The sequence below is a fragment of the Mycolicibacterium novocastrense genome (assembly GCF_001570485.1).
GTDB classification, from domain to species: domain Bacteria; phylum Actinomycetota; class Actinomycetes; order Mycobacteriales; family Mycobacteriaceae; genus Mycobacterium; species Mycobacterium novocastrense.
Genome location: NZ_BCTA01000017.1, coordinates 1 through 22,071, shown reverse-complemented (window position 1 = coordinate 22,071; position 22,071 = coordinate 1). Strand labels below are relative to the sequence as shown.

The window sequence follows — 22,071 nt, the reverse complement described above, 5'->3', positions numbered from 1 at the left end:
GGCGCTCATCGCGGCCTGCGCGGGATGTATCGCGCTGACCGGCTGCTCCACCGGCGACGACGCCGTCGCGCAGGGCGGCACCTTCGAATTCGTCGCCCCCGGCGGCCAGACCGACATCTTCTACGACCCCCCGCAAGATCGCGGCCGCCCGGGTCCGCTGCGCGGTCCGGATCTGATCGACCCGGACAAGACCATCTCCCTCGACGACTTCGCGGGCAAGGTGGTGGTGCTCAACGTGTGGGGCCAGTGGTGTGGTCCGTGCCGAACCGAGATCACCGAGCTCCAACAGGTTTACGACGCCACCAAGGACCTCGGTGTGCAATTCCTCGGCATCGACGTCCGCGACAACAACCGGGTTGCGGCGCGGGACTTCATCATCGACCGCGGTATCACGTTCCCGTCGATCTACGATCCGCCGATGCGGACCATGATCGCGTTCGGGGGCCGCTATCCGACGACGGTGATTCCCTCGACGGTGGTCCTGGATCGCGAGCACCGCGTCGCCGCGGTGTTCCTGCGTGAACTGCTGGCCGAGGACCTCCAGCCGGTGGTGGAACGCCTTGCGCGCGAAAGCGATGGGGCGGACCCCGAGAAGGCCGGAACATGAGTCTCGACCAGGTGGACCAGCTGATCGCCGGCGGTCCGGTTCTGCTGGCCCTCCTGGTCAGCGCGCTCGCCGGCCTGGTGTCGTTCGCGTCGCCGTGCGTGGTGCCGCTGGTGCCCGGTTACCTGTCGTATCTGGCCGCGGTCGTCGGGGTGCAGGATGCGGCTACCCCCGGGGACACCCCCGTATTGGTGCGCCCAGACCGACGTTCTGGCGGAAAAACTCGGGAAGAACCCGCCAAGACGTCGGTCTCGGCGAAAACAACCCGGCTCCGCGTCGCCGGCGCGGCCGCATTGTTCGTCGCCGGGTTCACGGTGGTGTTCGTGCTCGGCACCGTTGCCGTACTCGGGATGACGACGTCGCTGATCACCAACCAGCTTCTCCTGCAACGCATCGGCGGCGTAGTGACGATCGTGATGGGGCTGGCGTTCGTCGGCTTCATCCCCGCGTTACAGCGTGAGGCCCGGTTCACGCCGCGGCAGATCTCCACGCTGGGCGGCGCCCCGTTGCTCGGCGCGGTCTTCGCGCTGGGCTGGACACCGTGCCTCGGTCCCACCCTGACCGGCGTCATCGCGGTCGCTTCGGCCACCGACGGCGCCAACGTCGCGCGTGGCGTCGCACTCGTCATCGCCTACTGTCTGGGCCTGGGAATTCCGTTCGTGCTGTTGGCATTCGGATCGGCGCGCGCGGTGCAGGGTCTGGCGTGGTTGCGCAGGCACACCCGCGCGATCCAGATCTTCGGCGGTGTGCTGCTGATACTGGTGGGCGTGGCGCTGGTGACGGGGCTGTGGGGAGACTTCGTGTCCTGGATGCGGGACGCCTTTGTCAGCGATGTGACGCTGCCGATATGACGAAAGTGTTTGCGCTGGTTCGTAACACCTGGCGGACCCTGACGTCGATGGGCACCGCGCTGGTGTTGCTGTTCCTGCTGGCGCTCGCGGCGATTCCGGGCGCACTGCTGCCGCAGCGCAGCCTCAACGAGTCCAAGGTCGACCAGTACATCGCCGAACACCCGACGATCGGGCCCTGGCTGGACCGATTGCAGGCGTTCGACGTGTTCTCCAGCTTCTGGTTCACCGCGATCTATGTGCTGCTGTTCATCTCGCTGGTGGGCTGCCTGACCCCACGCCTGATCGAACACTTCCGCAGCATGCGGGCCAACCCCGTGCCCGCCCCGCGCAACCTGGGCCGGCTGCCCAAACACCACACCGCCGAGGTGTCCGGCGAGGCGGACGAGGTGGCGACGACGGTGAACGAGCGGTTGCGCGGATGGCGCACCCTCAGCCGCTCGGAGAACGGAACCGTCGAGATCTCGGCGGAGAAGGGCTATCTGCGCGAGTTCGGCAACATCGTGTTCCACTTCTCCCTGCTCGGTCTGCTCGTGGCGGTGGCGGCAGGCAAGATGTTCGGCTACGAAGGCAACGTCATCGTCATCGCCGACGGCGGTCCGGGCTTCTGTTCAGCCTCGCCGGCGGCCTTCGACTCGTTCCGCGCCGGAAACACCGTCGACGGCACCTCGCTGTATCCGATCTGCCTGCGGGTCAACGACTTCCAAGCAGACTATCTGCCGACGGGTCAGGCGACGTCGTTCGCCGCCGACATCGAATACCAGGTGGGTGCCGACCTGGAGTCGGGCACCTGGCGGCCCTACCACCTGAAGGTCAACCATCCGCTGCGGGTCGGTGGTGACCGGGTGTACCTGCAGGGCCACGGTTACGCCCCCACCTTCACGGTGACCTTCCCCGACGGGCAGACGCGCACGCAGACATTGCAGTGGCGACCCGATGACCAGATCACGTTCCTGTCGTCGGGTGCGATGCGGTTCGACCCGCCCGCGGGCACCTATCCGGATCCCGATGACCGTCGCAAGAACCAGCTTGCGATCCAGGGCCTGTTCGCCCCGACCGAACAGTTGCACGGCACGCTGCTGTCGTCGAGCTTCCCGGCGCTCAACGACCCCGCCGTCGCGATCGACATCTACCGCGGCGACACCGGCCTGGACAGCGGACGGCCGCAGTCCCTGTTCACGCTGGACCCGCGGCTCATCGAGCAGGGCCGGCTGACCAAGAAGGCACGGGTCAACCTCGGCGCCGGCGAATCGACGCGACTCGACGACGGCACCCTGGTGCGGTTCGACGGCGCCGTGCCGTTTATCAACGTGCAGGTCTCACACGACCCGGCGCAGGTATGGGTGCTGGTGTTCGCGATGACCATGATGGCGGGCCTGCTGGTGTCGCTGGTGGTGCGTCGGCGCAGGATCTGGATTCGGATCAGCCCCGCGGGTCCGGGTACCGTAACCGTCGAGCTGGGCGGGCTGGCGCGCACCGACAACTCCGGGTGGGGCGACGAGTTCGAGCGGTTGACGCAGCGCCTCCTTCCCGACGCGAGGCCGGCGCACGCCGCAGGAGAGAAGGTCACATGAATCCCGAGCAGATCGACATCGGTTTGGCCCGGTACTCGGACTGGGCGTTCACCTCATCGGTGCTTGTTCTGGTGGGTGCGCTGCTGTTGCTCGCGATCGAGTTGGCTTACAGCCGCAGCCGCAAGGTCGACGCCCGGGAGCTCGTCGGAGCCGCGGCGGCGGCGACATTGGAGCGGGGAGCGGCGGCGGCGACATCGGAGCGGGGAGCCGCGGCAGCCGGCGGGGTCCGCGCGGATAGCGCCGCACCGGGCGTCGTCACCGAAGCCCGGCGCCGACCGGTCGACGAACGCATCGGCGGAGCGGGTCTTGCGCTGACCTACCTCGGCATCGGCTTGTTGCTCGCCTGCATCGTGTTGCGCGGTGCGGCCACCTCGCGGGTGCCATGGGGCAACATGTACGAGTTCATCAACCTGACCTGCTTCTGCGGGCTGGTTGCGGCAGCGGTGGTGCTGCGGCGCCGCCAGTACCGGACGCTGTGGGTGTTCGTGCTCCTTCCGGTGCTGATCCTTCTGACGGTCTCAGGGCGCTGGCTCTACACCAACGCCGCGCCGGTGATGCCCGCCCTGCAGTCGTACTGGCTGCCCATCCACGTGTCGGTGGTCAGCCTCGGGTCGGGAGTGTTCCTGGTCGCCGGTGTCGCCAGCATCCTGTTCCTGCTGAAGATGTCACGCTTCGCCGACCCCGACCGTCGCTCGGGCGACGGCATTCTCACCCGCGCCCTGGACAGGCTTCCCGATCCGCAGACCTTGGACCGAATCGCCTACCGCACCACGATCTTCGCCTTCCCGGTGTTCGGCTTCGGCGTCATTTTCGGCGCGATCTGGGCTGAGGAGGCATGGGGGCGCTACTGGGGCTGGGACCCCAAGGAGACCGTGTCGTTCATCGCGTGGGTCGTCTACGCCGCGTATCTGCACGCTCGCTCCACCGCTGGGTGGCGCGACAAGAAGGCCGCCTGGATCAACGTCGCGGGCTTCGTCGCGATGGTGTTCAACCTGTTCTTCATCAACCTGGTCACCGTGGGCCTGCACTCCTACGCCGGAGTCGGCTGAGTCGCAGTCTTGTGCTTGGCTAAGATCGGCGGCGATATCCTGCGAAGCCTTGGGGGACCGTCAGCGTGTCTGAGCAACCGGTGCAACACGCCCAGGATGGTGTCGGTGAGGACGCGGCTTCGCCCGCGATAATTCCCGAAAACGCCTATGCGCCAGGAGGATTCCGCGCACAGAGCCGGTTCAGCGATCCCTCGGCCGATCCGCCTCCCGAATGGACGGCGCCCACACCGCCCCACGGCCTTCCGGTGCTGTCCCCGCCATCGCACGTCGCCGATCCCGACCCGGCGCCGTATCTCGATCTCTCGACCGTCGCGCTGCTCGGCCAACCCAAACGTGCGCCTTCCGAGGGCTGGCGCAAGTGGCTGTATTACGCGTCGTTTCGATTGGTCAACCTCGGTGACGGACCGAAGGTGCGGCGCCGCCAGGCGCTCACCGCCGAAATTCAGCGCCCGTTGCGCGGGTGCCACCGCATCGCGGTGTTGTCGCTCAAGGGTGGGGTGGGCAAGACGACGATCACCGCGACGCTGGGCGCGACGCTGGCTTCGCTTCGCGGCGACCGCGTCATCGCCGTCGACGCGAACCCCGACCGCGGCACGCTGAGTCAGAAGGTGCCGCTGGAGACGCCGGCCACGGTGCGCCATCTGCTGCGCGACGCTCAAGGCGTCAAGGCCTACAGCGATGTTCGCGCCTACACCTCTCAGGGGCCGAGCCGGCTGGAGGTCCTCGCCTCCGAAAGCGACCCCGCGGTGTCGGAGGCGTTCAGCTCCGACGACTACAGCCGCACCCTCGAGGTGCTCGAGCGCTTCTACAGCCTGGTGCTCACCGACTGCGGCACGGGCCTGATGCACTCGGCCATGGCGGCGGTGCTGTCCAAGGCCGACACGCTTCTGGTGATCAGTTCCGGTTCGGTTGACGGGGCGCGCAGCGCGTCGGCGACGTTGGACTGGCTGGACGCCCACGGGCATCAGGACATGGTGCGCAACTCGATCGCGGTGATCAACGCGGTGCGCCCACGGTCGGGGAAGGTCGACATGACGAAGGTGGTCGACCATTTCAGCCGGCGGTGCCGGGCGGTGTTCGAAGTGCCCTTCGATCCACACCTCGAGGAAGGGGCCGAGATCAGCCTCGACCGGCTCAAGCCGGAAACCAGGGCGGCGTTGCTCGAACTCGCTGCCGAGGTCGCGGCCGGATTCCCCGGCGCGCGACGCTAGAACCGCGCGGTCACGGTCTCGGGTTGTCCTCCTGGCCGAGCCGACGCAGGAATTCTGGATCGTCGTCCGGCCCGATCACCCGGGTGCGCGGACGGCTCGAAGAGACTCGCGTCAGTCGCCAGCCGACATACGCCAGCGTGCCCAACACGAGAATCAGGAGCAGATACGCCACGAGAACAAAACCTCCTTGGTTCGAATATACGCGTCATCGGTAGGCTCGGTTCGTGTCCGACGGTCGCCAGGGAACTCGCCTCGTGGTCGACGTGCTGGCCTATGTGCTGGCACGGCTTCTGCTCGTCGCGGCGGTCGCGGCAGCGATTCTGGGCGCCGGACATCTGCTCGGGCTGCGCGAATTCCCGCTCATCGTCGCGTTGCTCTTCGCGTTGGTGATCGCACTGCCGCTGGGCATCTGGCTGTTCGCCCCGCTCCGGCGCCGCGCCACCGAGAGCATCGCGGCCTTCGACGAACGCAGGCGCCGCGACCGGGAGCAACTACAGGCCAGGCTGCGAGGCGAAGACCCACCGGCCCGAGGATGACCGCATCGGTGCGGGTCGACACGGTGGGCTGATGCGCCGACCCGCCGTCGTACTCGTCGGTAGATTGCGTACCTGCCCCCGGGCCGGGTAAGACACCACCATGATTTCGCCGAAAGAGCTATACAAACGATGGATAGACGAATTGTGGTCGGGAGATCCCGTTGCGGCCGAGCTGGTCACCGAGGAATTCCAGGGACATTGGCCGGGCCGGGAGGTTCGTGGGCCCGCCGAACTGCAGGCGGTCGTCGGAGAGACCCATCAGATGCTCAGCGACCTGAAGTTCGTGATCGAAGTGGAGCCGTTCGTCGACGGCGACATGCTGGCGGCCAGGTGGATCGGTACGGGCGCGGCCCAGGACGGGCCGAAGCGGTTCACCGGCAACGACATCCTGCGCATCGAAGAGGGCCGCTTCGCCGAGTACTGGACCGGAACGAGCACCGGCTAACCCGCCGCATCGCGTAGCACCTGCTCGAGCTTGTCGAGGGGATCGCCGGAACCGGGATCCAGCCGCAACGCGTCCCGGGGCGTATCGGCATCGGGCACCACCGGCGCCGGGGCCGGCGCCTGCGGTGGTGGGGGCGGCGCCAGGGGTGGCGCCGGCGGCGGCGGGGGCGGAGCGGCCAGACCGGCCAGCTTGGCCTGTAGCCGCGCTGCCGCGTCGTGGCGCACGGCGCGCCGCTCGGGATCCGGATCGGTGTTGCCTGCAAAACAGCCGTCGGGCGCGTTCTCGACGAGGTCGAGTGCGCTGAGGTATCGGTCGCGCGCCGCGCCGGGCCGGTTCTCCCACGCGTCGATGTCGCCTTGGCGCTCGCGGACGAGTTCCAGGTTGATCAGCACGGGACACGACCGATCCGGCGCGGTGCGGCCGAGGGATTCCGAGAAGTGCGCGTCGGCCTCGGCGAGGCGGTCGTCGAGCACCGCGAGCGTGCCGGCCGCGAACGGCGCCTTCGCGGGTTCGACGACGTTGAGCAGGCCCATCACCGCGACGTCGCCGCGCAGTGCGTCGGCGTCGCGCGCGGCGAAGCTCGACACCGCCGAGTGACCGGCCACCACAGCCGAGATGAGCTTCAGCGCGATCATCAGCGCCACGATGACGACGGGCGCCGAGAACAGCAGCAACCGGCGGCGCAGCCGCAACCGAGAGGGACGCATCAGATCACCTCGTCCCGCCGGGCCGAGCGGCTGGTGCGGAACTCGCGCAAAGTGAGGTAGATCTCGAACAGCAACAGCACCGCGGCCACCATGGTGAAGACCCAGTACAGGTCGGTGCGGTCGACGGCGGTGGCGCTGGCCTGCGCCGACGAGACACCATCCACATCGGGGGCGTCATCGGTGACCGCGCGCGGGGTATCGCGAGGGACGAACGGCACACCGAGCTGATCGGCGACGGCCTGCAGACGCGAATCGTCTCGGGTCTCTCCGTAACCGAACACCGCGCCGCCGTCCACCGAACCGGGCACCGGATCGAACTCGCCCTGCGGGGCCTGGGATCCGGGTGCGCCGGAGCCGAAGTAGAACACCAGGTTCTGTGCGCCCGGGCTGCGCTGACCCGCCGCGATCAACTGGTAGCGCAGGACGTTCGCGGCAGCTGCCGCGTTCACCTCGCCCGCGGCGATCTCGGAGGAGGCGGTCACGGCCGCGACCACCGGCTTGAGGCTCCAGTTGTCTTCGGACAGCGGCCATTCCACCGAGGAACGCGCGGTGAACGTGATGAGCGCGAAGCGCGCCTGCGGGTAGTGGTCGATGAGCGCGGCGACGTCGTCGCGGATGTCGGCGATGGTCGAGTCGGTGGAGCGGTCGACGATCAGAAACACGTTGGCTGTCGCGTCGCCGTCCGAGCTCGTCGCGGCCGACTCCTCGGCGCCGCCGCCGAGGGCCGGGCGGGCCGCGGCGATCAGCATCAGCATCACCGCAAGCGTCAGCGCCGACCACCGCCACACGGTGGTCCACCGCTGACCGGTGCGTGCCAGCTGGCGCATGGTGATGAGCCGCAGCACGACCGCGGCCAGGGCGACGGCGATCAAAAGGACCGGCGGTACGACGGGGGAGAAGGTCATCGCCGCAGCACCGCCAGCGACAGACACAGCAGCGCCGAGACCGCGACCGCGATCGCCAACGGGACGGTCGGGGTGTCGCCGCGGAACCCTGCGAGCGTGGCGGCACGGTCGGCGTCCGGCGGATGCGCTCGGATCCCGTCCAGTTGAGCCTCCAGGTCGGGTCCGACGGGTGCGTATCGCCCGCTCGTGGCCGATACGACGGACCGCACGGGGCCCGGGGACGACACCAGCGCGTTGACCTGGATTCCGCGCTCCTGGGCCAGCTCGACGACCTGCTGGTCGGTGTAGAGCGAGGGACGGGTCTCGTTCGGGGCCCGCAGTTCGCCCGGCCCCAGATAGATGATCGACCGGCGCCGCTCGCCGGGTGGCTCGTCGGCGGGGAAACCCGCGACGCACAGCGCGAGGACGTCGGCGACCCTCGTCGCGTAGTCCACATACGTCACGGGCGCGGCGAATGAGGCGAGGCTGTTCCGTTTGGCCGAACGCTGGGCGGGCGAGAGCGCGGCATCGTCGGGCAGGCCGGCCAGACCGGCTGCCTCCCCGAGCTTTTCGACCGCGAACTGATGATCGCGGGTCAGCGGTATCACCCGGCGGTTGGTCGAGGTCAATCCGATTCGCTGTGTGCCGAACGCCCCCGTGCGCTGCGCGAAATACGAGAGGAACGCGCCGGTGCTGGGATTGTCGACGGGTTCGGCGACGCACAACATGACGTCTTCGGGTACCTCGGAGGTCTGTAGCGACCACCACAATCCGCTGGGGCGGGCGCTGGCCAGCACGGCAGCACCGAACAACAGCACGAGCAGTGCGATCGTGACGACCATCGACACCGTTCGTGCCCTCGCCACCCGCGCGTACTCCGGCAGACGGGTCAGGCGGGCGGTGTTGGCCAACGGCCGCAACTGCCGTCGCAGCTGCTTCGTCGGCACGAGCACCGCGAGCGCCACAGCGCCTGCCAGACAGGCGAATCCGATGACTGCGATCGGCCACCAGGTCAGGGCCACGAGCGGATCAGCTCCTCGGTTGTCGCCCCGACGTCGCCCACCCGCACCGGTGAGGCCGCGTTGAACTGCGCGTCGTCGAGCGCGGCGAGCGTCGGCGCAGCAGGCGCCAGCTCCCCGGAGGCGATGTCGTCGAGCTGCATGTACTGCGCCCGTGTCCCGGTCGCCTGGTGCAGGAAACTGCGCAGGATCCGGCTCATCGCCGCACCGGCCTCGGCGTCGGTGAGTTCACCGTCGCGGTGTCGGGCGGCGATGCGGTGCACGCTGCGCGAGTACCGACGCCGCAGCAGCCGGCTATGCAGGGAACGCGCCACGGGAAGGCGCCGAAGCCGCTGCGCCGGCAGCGTCCACACGAAAACGCCAACATACCAGGCGATTACCAGTAGCACGATCACCAAGCCGAGCCACAACCAGCCCGACGAGTACGGCATCGGCCCGCCGACGAACCGCAACAGGTCATCCGGCACGGGCGAACACCTCGGTCAATGCGACGAGCCGGGCACGGATCTCACTGCTGGCGCCGATTCTGGTGTGCGGGACCGCGCGAGCTGTCATGAACTCGTCGAGTCGGTGCGCCCGCGCCTGCTCTGCCTTGCGGTGCGCGGCAACCACCCGCGGGCCCAGTGTGGCGGTGTCGAGGATGAACCGGCCGCTCGACACGTCGAATCCGGCCCGGTCATCGCCGTTGGCGCCGATGGCGGGCATGTCGGAGACCGTCGCCCACAACACGTCGTGGCGGGCGGTCAGTCGGGTGACGGCGTCGGTCAGCCGGTCGTCGACCTCCGGCTCGTCGGACACCACCACGACCAGCATGGGGTGGCGGTAATGCGTTGCGACGTAGTCGAGTTGGCAGACGATGTCGCTGCGGCCAGAACCTTGGCAGGCGTGACCGTAGTACCTGTGCAGCAGGCTTTCGATGTGGGTCTCGCCGCGACGCTGCCGGATGTTGACGCAGCCCCGGGTGTCGCCGAACACCATGCCGATCTGATCGGACCGCCCCAGCGTGATGAGCCCGAACGCACCCAGGATGTTCACCGCGACATCGTGTTTCACTTCACCACTCGGGGTCAGGGCGGCCATGTTGCGACCGGCATCTGCCACCAGCAGGAGCTTGTGGTGCTTCTCGGAGACGAACCGCTTGATCAGCACATGGCCTGAGCGCGCCGAGGCCTTCCAGTCGATGTCGCGGACGTCGTCGCCGGGTACGTACGGCCGCAGGTCGTCGAATTCCAGGCTGCGGGTGTGCAACAGCGCGTAGCGACCGCCTTCGAGCATGCCGCGGGTGTCGGTGCCGAAGTGCGTCCTCGCCGTGGTGAGGTGTCTGCCCATACCGGCCCTACGGCACTCGAACCGCTTGCAGGACAGCGTCGATGATCAGCTCGGGCGTGACGTTGGCGCTGGCGGCCTCGAACCCGAGGATGAGTCGGTGTCGCAGCACCCGGTGGGCGAGCTTGGCGATGTCGCCGGGGATGACGTGTCCGCGGCCAGACAACAGCGCCAGCGAGCGGGCGGCATTGCAGAAGGCGATGGTCGCGCGGGGGCTGGCGCCGTACTCGATCAACCGGGCCAGTTGGCGCGGCAGATACCGGTCGGGTTCACGGGTGACGGTGACCAGTTGGCTGGCGTAGTGCATCAGTGCGCGGTCCATGTGGACGTGACGCACGACGGCGCGCAGCCGGCGGATGTCGTCGAGGCCGGCGACCGGCCGGCTGCGGTGGTCTTTGTCGTAGAGTCCCGCATCCATCCGGGCCATCATCTCCACCTCCTGTTCGGGGGTGGGGTAGTGCACGATGTCCTTGAGCATGAACCGGTCGGTCTGTGCCTCCGACAGCGGATAGGTGCCCTCCTGGTCGACGGGGTTCTGCGTGGCGATCACCAGGAACGGCTCGGGAATCGGATACTCGGTGCCCGCGATCGTGGTCTGACGTTCCTCCATCGCCTCGAGCATTGCGCTCTGCGTCTTGGCGCTGGACCGGTTGATCTCGTCGAGCAGCACGATGTTGGTGTGCACCGGCCCGAGCTGGGTGACGAACGAGTTGGTCGCGGACTCGTAGATCTGGGTGCCGATGATGTCGCTGGGCAGCAGGTCGGGCGTGCACTGGATACGTCGGAAACCCCCGTCGATGGCTTCGGCGATGACGCGCGCGGCGGTCGTCTTGGCCAGCCCCGGCACGCTCTCGATGAGGATGTGACCGCCCGCGAGCAGGCCGATCAGCAACGACTCGCGCAGGTTCTCCTGGCCGACGACCTTGGCCGAGAACGCGTCGGAGACAGCGGCGACGATCCGCCGCGCCTCCGCGAGATCGCGCTGGTCGAGTTGAGTTCGTGCTGCGGTCATGGATACCTCTCGTCTCCGGCTGCCGGATGCGGATACCCGGGCCAGGGTATTCACACACCGCCGATCCGGCGAACAGCCGCGGAGAACGCGAGAGGGCTTACGTCAGGAAGCGTTCGACGTACGGGGCGAAGCGGGCCTGCAACTCGTTCGGGTCGAGACCGAACATCTCCGGCGACGTCGCCACCCGCCCGAGCCGACCCCGCTGGTGGCCCGCGAGGTATTCGGCCATGGCGGCGCGGGCGTCCTCGGTCATCACCTCGTCCGCGAGCGCGTAAATCGCTGCCGCGGTGCCCATTTCGTCTGCCATGAAGTCGTCGAACCTGACGTCGATCGAGCGTTCGGCTCCGATGACGTCGCGATCGCGGATCAACGCCGCCAGCATGAGTTCCAGGCGGTCGATCCAGCATGCCGCGATGTCCTCGACCGGAACCGGGGAGCAGTGCATGCGCGCGGAGTAGGTGAGCATCGCGAGCATCGACAGCACCACCGGTACCGGATCGCGGTGGGTCGTGATCACCACCACGCCGGGAAAGACCCGGTCGAGCACGGGTAGTTGCTCGAGGTGCTGCGGGGATTTGAGCAGCCACCGCCTGCCGCCACGCAGGAATTGCAGCGCCTTCAACTGCAGGGCCAGGTGCTCGTAGTGAGGTGTCTGGTCATGTGACAGGTAGTAGTCGCGCCACCGCGGCACATGCGCCAACGTCTCGAACAGCATCGAGGAGAAATCGTTGGCCAGCAGTTGGATCTCCTCGTGCACGTGGTCGGTCGTCATCTCGTGCATGAGCGCGAAATGCGGCATGACCGCGTTCATGAACTCGACCGCGGCATCCATCCGGGCGCGCCGGGGGTCCGGTTCGATGCCGGCTTCGGCCGGCAGCGGGAACGGCTCGTTGCTCTCCCAGTACGGGAGCGTGCGGAAGGTCGGTCCCGCGGCGAGCAGGTTGTGCAGGTGAGTGGTGCCCGTGCGGGGCAGGCCGGCGATGACGACCGGCGGCGCCAGTTCGATGTCGTGGATCTCGGGATGCCTGTCCAGCAGATCGGTCAGCAGCAGACGGTTCTTCAGCAATTGCACCAGCTGAGCGTGGAAGTTCACGATTCCCGCGTCACTGAGTCCCGGAATCTCCTGCAGCGCAGCGAGATAGACGTCGAGTCGGTCTCGGTAGTCATCGGGGCCGAAGTCGTCGAGCCCGGTCTCCGCGCTGGCCTTGGCGTGCAGGGCATCGGCATCGAGCGGGCACTCGGGTGCCATCGCCGCCATCATGTCGCGAATCGGCTGGATCGCCGCTGGGAAGCGCGGCTCGGCGAGGTCGTCGAGAACGACTGGCGGCGCTGGTGAGATGTCGGTCACAGGCAGTTATGTTACTGTGAGTTTCGTAATGACGACGGAAATTGGCCGACCTCGCGACAAGCGCATCGATGACGCAGTGCTGAGCGCGACGGTCGACCTGCTCGGGTCCGCCGGTTACGCGGATCTCACCGTCGATGCGATCGCCCGGCGCGCGGGCACGAGCAAGCCCGCCATCTACCGCCGTTGGCCTGGCAAGGCGCACCTCGTGCACGAGGCGGTGTTTCCGCTCGGTGCGGCGACCGAACTTCCCGACACCGGATCGCTGGCCGGCGACATCCGGGAGATGGTCCACCGGACGGTCGGCGTGCTGACCACCCCGGCCGCGCGTGCCGCGTTGCCCGGACTGGTCGCGGAGATGGCCGCCGATCCCGCGCTGCACGCGGCGCTGCTGGAGCGCTTCTCGCACGTGCTCTCGCGCGGCCTGACTGAACGGCTCGACGCGGCGGTGACTCGCGGCGACGTCCGGCCGGAGGTGTCGGCCGCCGACGTCGTGGAGGCCATGGCCGGTATGACGTTCCTGTGTCTGATCACCCGCGCAGATCGCCTCGACGACGCATGGGTGGACCGAACCGCCACTTTCATCACGAGAGGAATCAGCGCATGACGGACGAAGCGGCTTCCGCGGCGAGCGGCGAATCGACTTCCGCGGCGAGCCGCGAATCAACTACAGCGTGGCGAGAACTGCTCGACACCCTCGGGGGCTTGGACCGCAGCTTCCTCGAAGGGGACCGCGCGGTCACCGACGACCGCCACATCGCCGACGGCTACCGGATGCTGGCCACCACGCTCGGCGTCGCGTTCGACACCTACCTGTTCGCCGAGCCGAGCCGGCCCGTGTGGGTCGAGCTCAACACGCCGTTCCGCCGCGACCGGCGCTGGGGCGGGGACAACACCGACGCCTACTACTTCATGTGCCCGGTCGACCCGAAGCGCCGCTACCGCATCAGCGGCAACAAGGGCGACAGCGTCTACTTCTCGGTGACCGCCTACAACGAGCCGTCGCCGGGGGCGTGGTCGGATCGGATCGTGGCGCTGGTGCGTGACGACGACCTCGACATCGACCCCGACGGCAACTTCTCCTTCGAGTACGGCCCGACCGACGGCGGTGTGGTGCTCGTGACGCGCGACTACCAGGCCGACCCGTTGACCGGACGCCCGGTGTCGTGGCGCATCGAGGCGCTCGACGAGCCCGACCCGATCCGCCACGGCGACGCCGAAACCGCCGCGGCGTTGCGCGCGAGTGCGGCGTGGCTGCGCACGATGTTCGCGATCGTGCCGCTGGCGGTCGGTGTGCGTGTCGACGACACGCATACGTTGGGCCACGAAATCTCGCAGGTGGCAAACCAATTCGCGGACCCGTACCAGGTGCCCGACGCCAACTTCGGCTGGTCGGCGCGCGACGCGTGCTATGCCTACGGCAGCTTCGTTCTCTCCGACGACGAGGCGCTGGTCGTCACGCACCGTCCGCCTGCATGCCGGTTCTGGAACCTCGTCGTATGGAACCAGTTCATGGCGGGTGTCACCGACGCCAAGACGTCGATCAACGGCTACAGCGCGGTGCCCAACTCCGACGGGTCCGTCACCGCGGTCATCTCCCGCGGTATGACCGCACACCCGAATTCGATTACCACGGTGGACTATCCGCGCGGCAATCTGGCGTTCCGATGGTTCCTCGCCGACGCGGTGCCCGCCAAGCCGGAGGTCACGTTGGTGAAGGTCGCCGACGCCCCGACCACCGTCACCTAATAGCGATTTCGGTGTCCAGACAGTCGCTGTGACGGACTGACCCGCCGGAGCGCGCGTTTGCCGCCGCCAGTCGCGCTGCCAGTGCGGTATCGTCAGGTCAAATCTGCCAGTTGGGGTACGCGATGGCGAAGAATTTGGAGGTGGACTCGGGCGGGCTGCGTTCCGCAGCGGCGTCAAGTGCGCGAGCCGCCTCCGAGGTGTTCTCCAGTGGTGAAGACGGTTCAGTCGTGGCCTCGCGCCCGAGCGGCGCGGGTATCACGGCGTTGGATGCTGCTGCGGCTGACGTCCGCGCTCAGCAGGCGCACCGCATAGTGGTTCAGGCCGATATGTTGTCCACAGCGGGGGCGATCTACGACCGGACGGACGGGGGCAGCGCCGACGCCATCGCCACGGTGGAGGTGTGAGCCCAGCGGCCCAGCCTGGCACAGGCATGGCGGTGCCCTCCCGCCCCGAAATAGAAGCTTGGGGCACCCGCGACCTCGATGATGCTGCCGCCCGGTGGCGCGAGGCCGCGACCACGGGCGAGAACGCTTTTGATACGCATCGCCAGAACATCGTGACGCCGGGCGGCACGGCGTGGGAGGGTGACGCCAAAGACGCCGCACTGGACCGAGTGACGGCGGACCTGGCTGTGGCACGTCGCCAGGGCGATGTGCAGCGCGAGGCCGCCGACATCGCCGAGGAAGGCGCACGGGACATCGCGATCGCTCGCGGCCGGGTACTCGATGCCATCGCCGAAGCTGAAGCGGAAGGTTTCGAAGTCGGCAAAGACCTGTCGGTCACCGATACCCGTCCTTCCGACGTTGACACCGTCGCGGCACGCGCGACGGCTGCGGCCGAGCACGCCGAGTACATCCGATGGCGTGCCGAACAACTCGCCGCCACTGACAGGCTCGTCGGACGACAGCTACAAGCCGAAGCCGCGGAGCTGAAAAGTATCCAGTTCGAGCCCGACGGCGAGATAAACCCTCGTGATCCCACGATCCAGTTGGTGGACAACAGAACCGAGACGGAAGCCTCGGATGCGGCTGCGGCGGGTGGAGGAGCTGATGCCGCCGAAGGCGCTGTCGGCGTCGCCCACTCGCCAATGGGCGAGCTGCTAGCCCCCGATAAGGCTGCCGACCCGGAGGCACCCGGCGATCTCGACGAGGCGCTCACCGAGATCGCCGGAGGGCAACTAACAGCACCGCCGACCGCGTCGGAGCAAATCCTCAATCAGCACAGCGGTACCGGCAAGGCTGATGACAAGCGCTACACACTGTCTCCGCTGGAGGCTCCGGTCGCGGACGCGGACCCGGCGGTGCTTGATCAGCAGCGCTCCCGAGTGGAGGAAGCGCGCGCGAACCTCGACGACGCACAGGCCGCACTCGACGACGCCGTCGGGCAGACCTACGCCCAGGGCGCTGGGGGCGGCACCGGCAAGGGGGAGACTGTCCCGCTGACGCACGCCGTGTTTGAGGCGCGCCGCGAGTTGGTTGAGCAGACGCAGATCCTGGAAGGCCTCAACCGCGCAGCGGCCGAAACCGGCGCACCGACTGCGCAGGTACCGCAATTGCCTCCGAACGCCGACGTCCAGGCGTTCCCACCGGAACCGTCCGCATTCGCCGAGGGTAGCCGTGCGCTTAGCGAAGGGAGCTTCGGTCTCATCCCCGATGTCGCGCACGATATAGATGTCTTGACCAACTGGAACGAACACTCCACCACCGACAAGATCGGTGCGGTAGCCGATGTTGCCGGCATGGCACCAATCCCTGGCGGCAAGTTCTTCGCTGAAGGAGTCGAACATGGGTTAGACGCTCTCGGCGCGACCCGCCACCTTGACGACGTACCGATTACGGCGGCAGATAATGTCGCTGACGCCGCTCCTCCGCATGTCCCTGATACACCAGACCTGCCGGACGTCCACCCAAGTAGCAGCGCTGATGTGTTACCAAACTTCGGTCTTGAGGAAACACACGCATTGCTGGACTCGAGCGAAGCCAGTGGTGGGCATCTAATCGCCCGGCACGTCGACCAGAGTCTGGGGGACATGTTCGCGCGGCTTGAGGCGCGTCCGAGCCTCGACGCAGTGTCGACCTTCGCGACACAGACGGAAGCCGCCGAAGCCGTCGGCGCAGCGCTTCGTCACAACCAATCCTCGATCGAAACTTGGGTGGCGAACGGAAGTAAGGGGACGTTGGTTATCACCGCTCCGTTTGATGGTGGAGCGGTGTTGATGAGAGGGGCAACAGAAGTGACACCGGGTACATCATCTCTCGTCGTGCTGAAAGGGGATGGAATGGGTAACTGGCATGTGCTGACGGGATACGTAACTCCATGAGTGATTACAAAGTGTCCGAATCTATTCGGCAGTTCTTCGGGGGAAACTTCCACCAAGACTGGGACCTTACTGCTGGAGACTGGCAGGGTGTCGTCGACAGCTATGCCGCTGGCGGAGATGCGGTAGATCTCGACGCTCTGGCTCGGGAAATCGACGCTATGCGAGAGGCATACGCCGAGGAGGAGCTGAAAATTTTGATGCCTCGGGAGGCGCTCTCCGCCTACAACCCCCGACCCCAGACCTATAGCGAGTGGCTGGGTCGAGTTTCTGAGCGTTTGCGCCAGCATGCAGAGCGACGAAGATGAGGCCTGAATATCCGAGTTAGACTGCGGTGCAACGCGATCGACTCGACTGTCCGGTAACCTCCGTTGCGAGAAACAAGGTCGCCGACGCCCCGACCACCGTCACCTAATAGCGATTTCGGTGTCCAAACAGTCGCTGATCGACTGTTAGAGCACCGAAATCGCAAGCGCCAGCGCGACCGCCACGGCCCACACCAGCATCGTCAAGCCCGTATCGCGCAGCACCGGAATCAGGTCCTTGCCGCCGCGGCCTCGGCGCACCGGCGCGGCCGCGCGGACTGCGAGCGGCAGCGCCACCAGGCCGACCGCCGCCCACGGCGTCGCGAGCATCAGCACCAATGTCAACGCGAACGCCACGACCAGCAGCGCCTGGTACAGCAGCCGGGTGCGGGCATCGCCGAGCCGCACCGCGAGCGTGATCTTCCCCGACTCCTTGTCGGTCGGGATGTCGCGCAGATTGTTGGCGACCAGCACCGCCGACGACATGCAGCCCATCGCCACCGCGACCGCGACGCCCACCCAGTCGATCCGCAGCGCCTGGGTGTACTGCGTGCCCAGCACCGCGACCAACCCGAAGAACACGAACACCGCGACCTCGCCCAAGCCGAGGTACCCGTACGGCTTCGATCCGCCGGTGTACAGCCACGCCCCGGCGATGCACACCGCTCCGACCGCGATCAACCACGGCGCGCTCACCGCCGCCAGCACCACACCGGCGACGGCGGCGACCACGAGGCTCACCACCGCGGCGGTCAGCACGGCTCGCGGGCTGGCGACCTTCGACCCCACCAGCCGCAGCGGGCCCGCCCGCACGTCGTCGGTGCCGCGGATCCCGTCGGAGTAGTCGTTGGCGTAGTTGACCCCGACGATCATCGCGACCGCGACAACCAATGCCAGCAGCGCCTTCCACCAGCACGCGGCCTGCAACCATGCCGCCGCACCCGTGCCCGCGATCACCGGTGCGATCGCGTTGGGCAGCGTGCGCGGCCGCGCGCCCTCGACCCACTGCGCGAATGTCGCCACGAGCGCCAGTCTCGCACGGCTTCAGACCGTGGCAGACTGAGCGGCATGGAGGACCGACTCAGCAAGGCGGAGATCCGCAAGGACGCCGTGCAGGAGATCTTCGACTCCGGCGTATCGACCGTCGGCGAGGTGGCGTCGATCATCACCACCGCGGTCAAGGACGTCGCCAACGCGATCGGCGGTTTCGCCACCGACGCCTTCGAGATCCGCGACACCGTGCGGCGCGCGTCGCAGCGACTCGACGAGACCGACGACCAACCGCCCACCTAGACGTGCTCGGAGTCATCGGCGGAAGCGGTTTCTACAGCTTCTTCGGGTCCGACGCCCGCAGCGTCACCGTCGACACCCCGTACGGTGCCCCGGCCGCCCCGATCACCGTCGGCGCCGTCGGCGCGCACGAGGTGGCGTTCCTGCCGCGTCACGGGGTCGACCACGAATACTCCCCGCACACCGTGCCGTATCGAGCCAACATGTGGGCGCTGCGTGTCCTCGGGGTGCGGCGCATCTTCGCGCCGTGTGCGGTCGGCAGCCTCACCCCCGCCCTCGGACCCGGGGCGATGGTGGTGCCCGATCAACTCGTCGACCGCACCCGCGGACGCGCCGACACCTACTTCGACTCCGGCGGCATCCATGTCGCGTTCGCCGACCCGTACTGCCCGAGCCTGCGTGCGGCGGCCACCAACCTGCCCGGCGTCGTCGACGGCGGAACCATGGTGGTGGTCCAGGGGCCGCGGTTCTCCACCCGCGCCGAGAGCCGGTGGTTCGCGAATCAGGGCTTCACCCTGGTGAACATGACCGGCTATCCGGAGGCGGTGTTGGCCCGCGAACTCGAAATGTGCTACGCCGCAATAGCGTTGGTGACCGATCTGGACGCCGGCATCGACAGCGGCACGGCAGTGCGCACCGTCGACGTGTTCGCCGAATTCCAACGCAACCTGGTGCCGTTCAAAAAGCTCGTACACGAGGCGATCGACCAGACGACGGTCGAACGGACCTGTACGCACTGCCTGGCGCACGACGGTGTCCGACTGCCGTTCGAACTCCCGTGAGAGTCCTGCTGACCGGCGCGGCCGGATTCATCGGGGTCCGCATCCGCGACGCGCTACGCGAGGCGGGCCACGACGTGATCGCCGTCGACGCGATGCTGCCCGCCGCCCACGGCCCGGGGGCCGAACCGCCTGCTGACTGCGAGGTGGTCGACGTCCGCGACGCGTCTGCGCTGGCACCGCTGATGAAGGACGTCGACGTGGTGTGCCATCAGGCCGCCGTCGTCGGTGCGGGTGTCAACGCCGCAGACGCTCCCTCGTACGGCTCACACAATGACTACGGGACGGCGGTGGTGCTGGCCGAGATGTTCGCGGCGGGCTGTCAACGGCTGGTGTTGGCGTCGTCGATGGTGGTCTACGGGCAGGGCCGCTACGACTGCGCCGAGCACGGACCGGTCGACCCCCACCCGCGTACGCGTGCCGACCTCGACGCCGGCGTGTTCGAGCACCGGTGCCCGCTGTGCGGCGAGATCGTCCGGTGGCGACTGGTGACCGAGGACGCGCCGCTGCGGCCCCGCAGCCTGTACGCGGCCAGCAAGACCGCGCAGGAGCACTACGCGCTCGCGTGGACGGAGGCCGTCGGAGGCGCGGTCACCGCCCTGCGCTACCACAACGTCTACGGCCCCTACATGCCCCGCGACACCCCGTACTCGGGGGTGGCCGCGATCTTCCGCTCCGAACTCGAATCCGGCGATGTGCCGCGCGTTTTCGAGGATGGTGGACAGATGCGCGACTTCGTGCACGTCGATGACGTGGCGGCGGCCAACGTCGCGGCCGTGGAGTCCGAGCGCGGCGGGTTCGAGGCGTTCAACGTGTGCTCGGGCCGGCCGATCTCGATCCTGGAGGTCGCCACCGCGCTGTGCGAGACGCGCGGCGACGCACCGCCGGTGGTCACCGGCCAGTACCGCAGCGGCGACGTCCGCCACATCGTCGCCGACCCCGCGCGCGCCGCCGAGGTGCTCGGGTTCTCCGCGGCGGTGGACCCCCTCGACGGGTTGCGCGAGTTCGCGTTCGCGCCGTTGCGGGCCTGATGCGCCGGGCCGTCCGCGTCGTCGTTATCGTCACGCTCGTGACGTCCGGTCTGATGGGTCTTCTGTGGTCGCAGCAACGCCGGTTGGTGTACTTCCCGTCGCCGGGTCCCGTGCCGTCCGCCGCCACGGTGGCGCGCAACGGACAGGACGTCGTGATCGAAACCGACGACGGAATCCGTTTGGACGCCTGGTATTTCCCGGTGGACGGCGACGGGCCCGCCGTGCTGGTGCTGCCGGGCAACGGCGGAGACCGGTCGATGCGCGCGCCGCTGGCCGTGGCGCTCAACCGGATGGGCTCCTCGGCGCTGCTGGTGGACTACCGCGGTTTCGGGGGCAACCCGGGCCGCCCGTCGGAGGACGGTCTGGCCGCCGACGCGCGGGCCGCGCAATCGTGGCTGGCCGCACGGGAACAGGAGATCGTCTACTTCGGCGAGTCCCTCGGCGCCGCCGTCGCTATCGGACTGGCAGTCGAGCGGCCGCCCCATGCGCTGATACTGCGTTCGCCGTTCACCTCGCTGCCCGACGTCGGGGCGGTGCACTATCCATGGCTGCCGGTGCGGTGGCTGCTGCTGGACCGCTATCCGTCGCTGGACCGGATCCCGTCGGTGCACGTGCCGCTACTGGTGATCGCCGGAGACCGCGACGACGTCGTCCCCGAGCCGATGAGCCGGCGGCTCTACGACGCGGCGAACGAGCCGAAGAGCTACGAGCTGGTGCCCGGCGCCGGGCACAACGACCTCGAGTTGCTGGTCGGCAAGCAGATGCTCGACGCGATACGGCGACTCCTGTCCCGGGCGTGAACCGGCCTGGCCATACTGGCCGGGTGAAACCAGCGATTTGTGAACAGTTCGGCATCGACTTCCCGTTGTTCGCGTTCAGCCATTGCCGCGACGTGGTGGCGGCGGTGTCCAACGCGGGCGGCTTCGGCGTGCTGGGCGGGACGGCGTACACACCCGAGCAGCTCGACCAGGAGTTGTCCTGGATCGATGACCACGTCGGGGGCAAGCCGTACGGCGTCGACCTGATCGTTCCCGCCCGCTACGAGGGCAAGGGCGAGGACCTGACGATGAGCGACCTCGCGGGCCGGATCCCCGACGAATACCGCGGCTTCGTCACCGAGCTGTTGGCCGCGCACGACATCGAGGCCGAGGAGGCGCCGCGGTTCGGCAACGCCGCCCTGTCGGGCAACACCGGCAAGGACCTGCTGGATGTGGCGATGAACCACCCGATCCGGTTGATCGCCAACGCGTTGGGTGTCCCGCCCGATTACATGATCAAGGCGGGTAAGGAGAACGGCGTGCCGGTGGCCGCGCTGGTCGGCGCCAAGGAGCACGCGGTCAAGCAGGCCCGGGCCGGAGTCGACCTGATCGTGGCCCAGGGCACCGAGGCCGGTGGGCACTGCGGTGAGGTGACGACGCTGGTGCTGGTGCCCGAGGTGTTGGAGGCGCTGGCGGCGATCGGCAGCGACATCCCGGTGCTCGCCGCGGGCGGGATCGTCACCGGCAGGCAGATGGCCGCGACGGTGGCGATGGGCGCCGCGGGCGCCTGGACGGGTTCGGTCTGGCTGACGACCGAGGAGGCCGAGACCGCGCCCTACACCAAGGAGAAGTTCCTGGCCGCCTCGTCGCGTGACACCGTCCGTTCGGCCGGCAGGACCGGAAAGCCTGCGCGCCAACTCGTTTCGGACTGGACGCAGGCGTGGTTGCCGAACGAGGGCGGCCAAAAGCCGCTGCCGCTTCCGCTGCAGTCGATGCTCGCCGAACCCGTCGTGCGTCGCATCGACGTGCTGGCCGCCCAGGGACATCCCGGCGCGCAGGCGTTGGCGACGTACTTCGTCGGACAAGGGGTCGGGCTGATGAACAAGGTCAAGCCCGCGCGCGAGGTGGTGCGCGAGTTCATCGAGGACTACGTCGCCGCGACCGAACGCCTGAGCAACTCGCTACCGGACTAGCTGTGATGCCCAGGGAGGTTGTCCCTCCCGTTATCGGTGAGCCTGTGTGACAGGGAAGGCCTCCGGTTGTGAAGTGGAGCTGTCTAAGA

Annotated in this window: 26 protein-coding genes; 17 read left to right on the top strand and 9 right to left on the bottom strand. The window is 68.0% G+C overall.

What is annotated here, in order from left to right:
* Window positions 1-7 precede the first annotated feature (7 nt).
* The 5 genes from RMCN_RS04935 (at window position 8) to RMCN_RS04915 (ending at window position 5,286) form a co-directional block, all read left to right on the top strand.
* Entirely contained in the window at window positions 8-607 is a 600-nt protein-coding gene (locus RMCN_RS04935; protein WP_067387718.1) for a TlpA disulfide reductase family protein, read from the top strand.
* Window positions 604-1,455 carry a cytochrome c biogenesis CcdA family protein gene (locus RMCN_RS04930; protein WP_067387668.1) on the top strand — a complete coding sequence of 284 codons (852 nt, stop codon included), beginning with the start codon at window positions 604-606 and terminating at the stop codon, window positions 1,453-1,455. Before RMCN_RS04935 ends, RMCN_RS04930 begins: the two co-directional genes overlap by 4 nt.
* Window positions 1,452-3,026, top strand: a complete 1,575-nt coding sequence (gene resB / locus RMCN_RS04925; RefSeq protein ID WP_067387667.1) for a cytochrome c biogenesis protein ResB — start codon at window positions 1,452-1,454, stop codon at window positions 3,024-3,026. The genes RMCN_RS04930 and resB overlap by 4 nt, the downstream gene beginning before the upstream one ends.
* Window positions 3,023-4,075, top strand: coding sequence for a c-type cytochrome biogenesis protein CcsB (gene ccsB, locus RMCN_RS04920; protein WP_067387666.1), 1,053 nt, complete (start codon window positions 3,023-3,025; stop codon window positions 4,073-4,075). Before resB ends, ccsB begins: the two co-directional genes overlap by 4 nt.
* 128 nt (window positions 4,076-4,203) lie before the next feature.
* Window positions 4,204-5,286: a MinD/ParA family ATP-binding protein gene (locus tag RMCN_RS04915; protein WP_409366034.1), complete on the top strand. Its 1,083-nt coding sequence runs from the start codon at window positions 4,204-4,206 to the stop codon at window positions 5,284-5,286.
* 10 nt (window positions 5,287-5,296) lie between these two features.
* Here RMCN_RS04915 and RMCN_RS30985 read toward each other — a convergent pair whose 3' ends face one another.
* Entirely contained in the window at window positions 5,297-5,458 is a 162-nt protein-coding gene (locus RMCN_RS30985; RefSeq protein ID WP_165604411.1) for a hypothetical protein, read from the bottom strand.
* A 52-nt stretch (window positions 5,459-5,510) separates the two neighbouring features.
* Between RMCN_RS30985 and RMCN_RS04910 the strand changes: the two genes are divergently transcribed.
* Window positions 5,511-5,822, top strand: a complete 312-nt coding sequence (locus RMCN_RS04910; RefSeq protein WP_064351326.1) for a DUF4229 domain-containing protein — start codon at window positions 5,511-5,513, stop codon at window positions 5,820-5,822.
* Window positions 5,823-5,922: 100 nt separating this feature from the next.
* Window positions 5,923-6,267, top strand: a complete 345-nt coding sequence (locus RMCN_RS04905) for an ester cyclase (protein ID WP_064416595.1) — start codon at window positions 5,923-5,925, stop codon at window positions 6,265-6,267.
* On the opposite strand, the gene RMCN_RS04900 is transcribed toward RMCN_RS04905, so the two are convergent.
* The 7 genes from RMCN_RS04900 to RMCN_RS04870 all read right to left on the bottom strand — a co-directional run bounded on the left by RMCN_RS04900 (window position 6,264) and on the right by RMCN_RS04870 (window position 12,476).
* Entirely contained in the window at window positions 6,264-6,974 is a 711-nt protein-coding gene (locus RMCN_RS04900) for a hypothetical protein (protein ID WP_067387665.1), read from the bottom strand. The two genes, RMCN_RS04905 and RMCN_RS04900, sit on opposite strands and share 4 nt — an antisense overlap.
* Window positions 6,974-7,879: a hypothetical protein gene (locus RMCN_RS04895; protein ID WP_067387664.1), complete on the bottom strand. Its 906-nt coding sequence runs from the start codon at window positions 7,877-7,879 to the stop codon at window positions 6,974-6,976. Before RMCN_RS04895 ends, RMCN_RS04900 begins: the two co-directional genes overlap by 1 nt.
* A complete protein-coding gene (locus RMCN_RS04890; RefSeq protein WP_067387663.1) occupies window positions 7,876-8,880 on the bottom strand; it encodes a hypothetical protein in 1,005 nt (334 codons plus the stop codon). The genes RMCN_RS04895 and RMCN_RS04890 overlap by 4 nt, the downstream gene beginning before the upstream one ends.
* Complete coding sequence (locus RMCN_RS04885; protein ID WP_067387662.1) at window positions 8,871-9,344, bottom strand: YhgE/Pip domain-containing protein; 474 nt, start codon at window positions 9,342-9,344, stop codon at window positions 8,871-8,873. The genes RMCN_RS04890 and RMCN_RS04885 overlap by 10 nt, the downstream gene beginning before the upstream one ends.
* Window positions 9,334-10,206 carry a DUF58 domain-containing protein gene (locus RMCN_RS04880; RefSeq protein ID WP_067387661.1) on the bottom strand — a complete coding sequence of 291 codons (873 nt, stop codon included), beginning with the start codon at window positions 10,204-10,206 and terminating at the stop codon, window positions 9,334-9,336. The genes RMCN_RS04885 and RMCN_RS04880 overlap by 11 nt, the downstream gene beginning before the upstream one ends.
* 7 nt (window positions 10,207-10,213) lie before the next feature.
* A complete protein-coding gene (locus RMCN_RS04875) occupies window positions 10,214-11,215 on the bottom strand; it encodes an AAA family ATPase (protein ID WP_067387660.1) in 1,002 nt (333 codons plus the stop codon).
* A 97-nt stretch (window positions 11,216-11,312) separates the two neighbouring features.
* The gene (locus RMCN_RS04870; protein ID WP_165604412.1) at window positions 11,313-12,476 is read right to left on the bottom strand and encodes a sulfotransferase family protein; all 1,164 of its coding nucleotides are present in this window, start codon (window positions 12,474-12,476) and stop codon (window positions 11,313-11,315) included.
* Between the two features lie 115 nt (window positions 12,477-12,591).
* On the opposite strand from RMCN_RS04870, the gene RMCN_RS04865 reads away from it, so the two are divergent.
* The 5 genes from RMCN_RS04865 to RMCN_RS04845 all read left to right on the top strand — a co-directional run bounded on the left by RMCN_RS04865 (window position 12,592) and on the right by RMCN_RS04845 (window position 16,934).
* Window positions 12,592-13,167 carry a TetR/AcrR family transcriptional regulator gene (locus RMCN_RS04865; RefSeq protein ID WP_067387658.1) on the top strand — a complete coding sequence of 192 codons (576 nt, stop codon included), beginning with the start codon at window positions 12,592-12,594 and terminating at the stop codon, window positions 13,165-13,167.
* Window positions 13,164-14,309: a DUF1214 domain-containing protein gene (locus RMCN_RS04860; protein WP_067387657.1), complete on the top strand. Its 1,146-nt coding sequence runs from the start codon at window positions 13,164-13,166 to the stop codon at window positions 14,307-14,309. Before RMCN_RS04865 ends, RMCN_RS04860 begins: the two co-directional genes overlap by 4 nt.
* Window positions 14,310-14,431: 122 nt before the next feature.
* Window positions 14,432-14,713 carry a hypothetical protein gene (locus RMCN_RS04855; RefSeq protein ID WP_067387656.1) on the top strand — a complete coding sequence of 94 codons (282 nt, stop codon included), beginning with the start codon at window positions 14,432-14,434 and terminating at the stop codon, window positions 14,711-14,713.
* Between the two features lie 26 nt (window positions 14,714-14,739).
* Entirely contained in the window at window positions 14,740-16,629 is a 1,890-nt protein-coding gene (locus tag RMCN_RS04850) for an RNase A-like domain-containing protein (protein ID WP_084377161.1), read from the top strand.
* Window positions 16,626-16,934 carry a contact-dependent growth inhibition system immunity protein gene (locus RMCN_RS04845; protein ID WP_064416604.1) on the top strand — a complete coding sequence of 103 codons (309 nt, stop codon included), beginning with the start codon at window positions 16,626-16,628 and terminating at the stop codon, window positions 16,932-16,934. The genes RMCN_RS04850 and RMCN_RS04845 overlap by 4 nt, the downstream gene beginning before the upstream one ends.
* 144 nt (window positions 16,935-17,078) lie before the next feature.
* On the opposite strand, the gene RMCN_RS04840 is transcribed toward RMCN_RS04845, so the two are convergent.
* Window positions 17,079-17,954 carry a 1,4-dihydroxy-2-naphthoate polyprenyltransferase gene (locus RMCN_RS04840; RefSeq protein ID WP_067387655.1) on the bottom strand — a complete coding sequence of 292 codons (876 nt, stop codon included), beginning with the start codon at window positions 17,952-17,954 and terminating at the stop codon, window positions 17,079-17,081.
* A 45-nt stretch (window positions 17,955-17,999) separates the two neighbouring features.
* Between RMCN_RS04840 and RMCN_RS04835 the strand changes: the two genes are divergently transcribed.
* The 5 genes from RMCN_RS04835 to RMCN_RS04815 are packed head-to-tail and all read left to right on the top strand — an operon-like array spanning window position 18,000 to window position 21,982.
* Window positions 18,000-18,224 (top strand): hypothetical protein, encoded by a 225-nt coding sequence (locus tag RMCN_RS04835; RefSeq protein WP_067387654.1) that lies wholly within the window; start codon window positions 18,000-18,002, stop codon window positions 18,222-18,224.
* Between the two features lie 2 nt (window positions 18,225-18,226).
* On the top strand, window positions 18,227-19,003 hold the full coding sequence (locus RMCN_RS04830) for an S-methyl-5'-thioadenosine phosphorylase (RefSeq protein ID WP_067387653.1): 777 nt from the start codon (window positions 18,227-18,229) through the stop codon (window positions 19,001-19,003).
* On the top strand, window positions 19,000-20,031 hold the full coding sequence (locus tag RMCN_RS04825; protein WP_067387652.1) for an NAD-dependent epimerase/dehydratase family protein: 1,032 nt from the start codon (window positions 19,000-19,002) through the stop codon (window positions 20,029-20,031). Before RMCN_RS04830 ends, RMCN_RS04825 begins: the two co-directional genes overlap by 4 nt.
* Window positions 20,031-20,831, top strand: coding sequence for an alpha/beta hydrolase (locus tag RMCN_RS04820; protein WP_067387651.1), 801 nt, complete (start codon window positions 20,031-20,033; stop codon window positions 20,829-20,831). The genes RMCN_RS04825 and RMCN_RS04820 overlap by 1 nt, the downstream gene beginning before the upstream one ends.
* A gap of 23 nt (window positions 20,832-20,854) precedes the next feature.
* Window positions 20,855-21,982, top strand: a complete 1,128-nt coding sequence (locus RMCN_RS04815; RefSeq protein WP_067387650.1) for an NAD(P)H-dependent flavin oxidoreductase — start codon at window positions 20,855-20,857, stop codon at window positions 21,980-21,982.
* Window positions 21,983-22,071 lie beyond the last annotated feature (89 nt).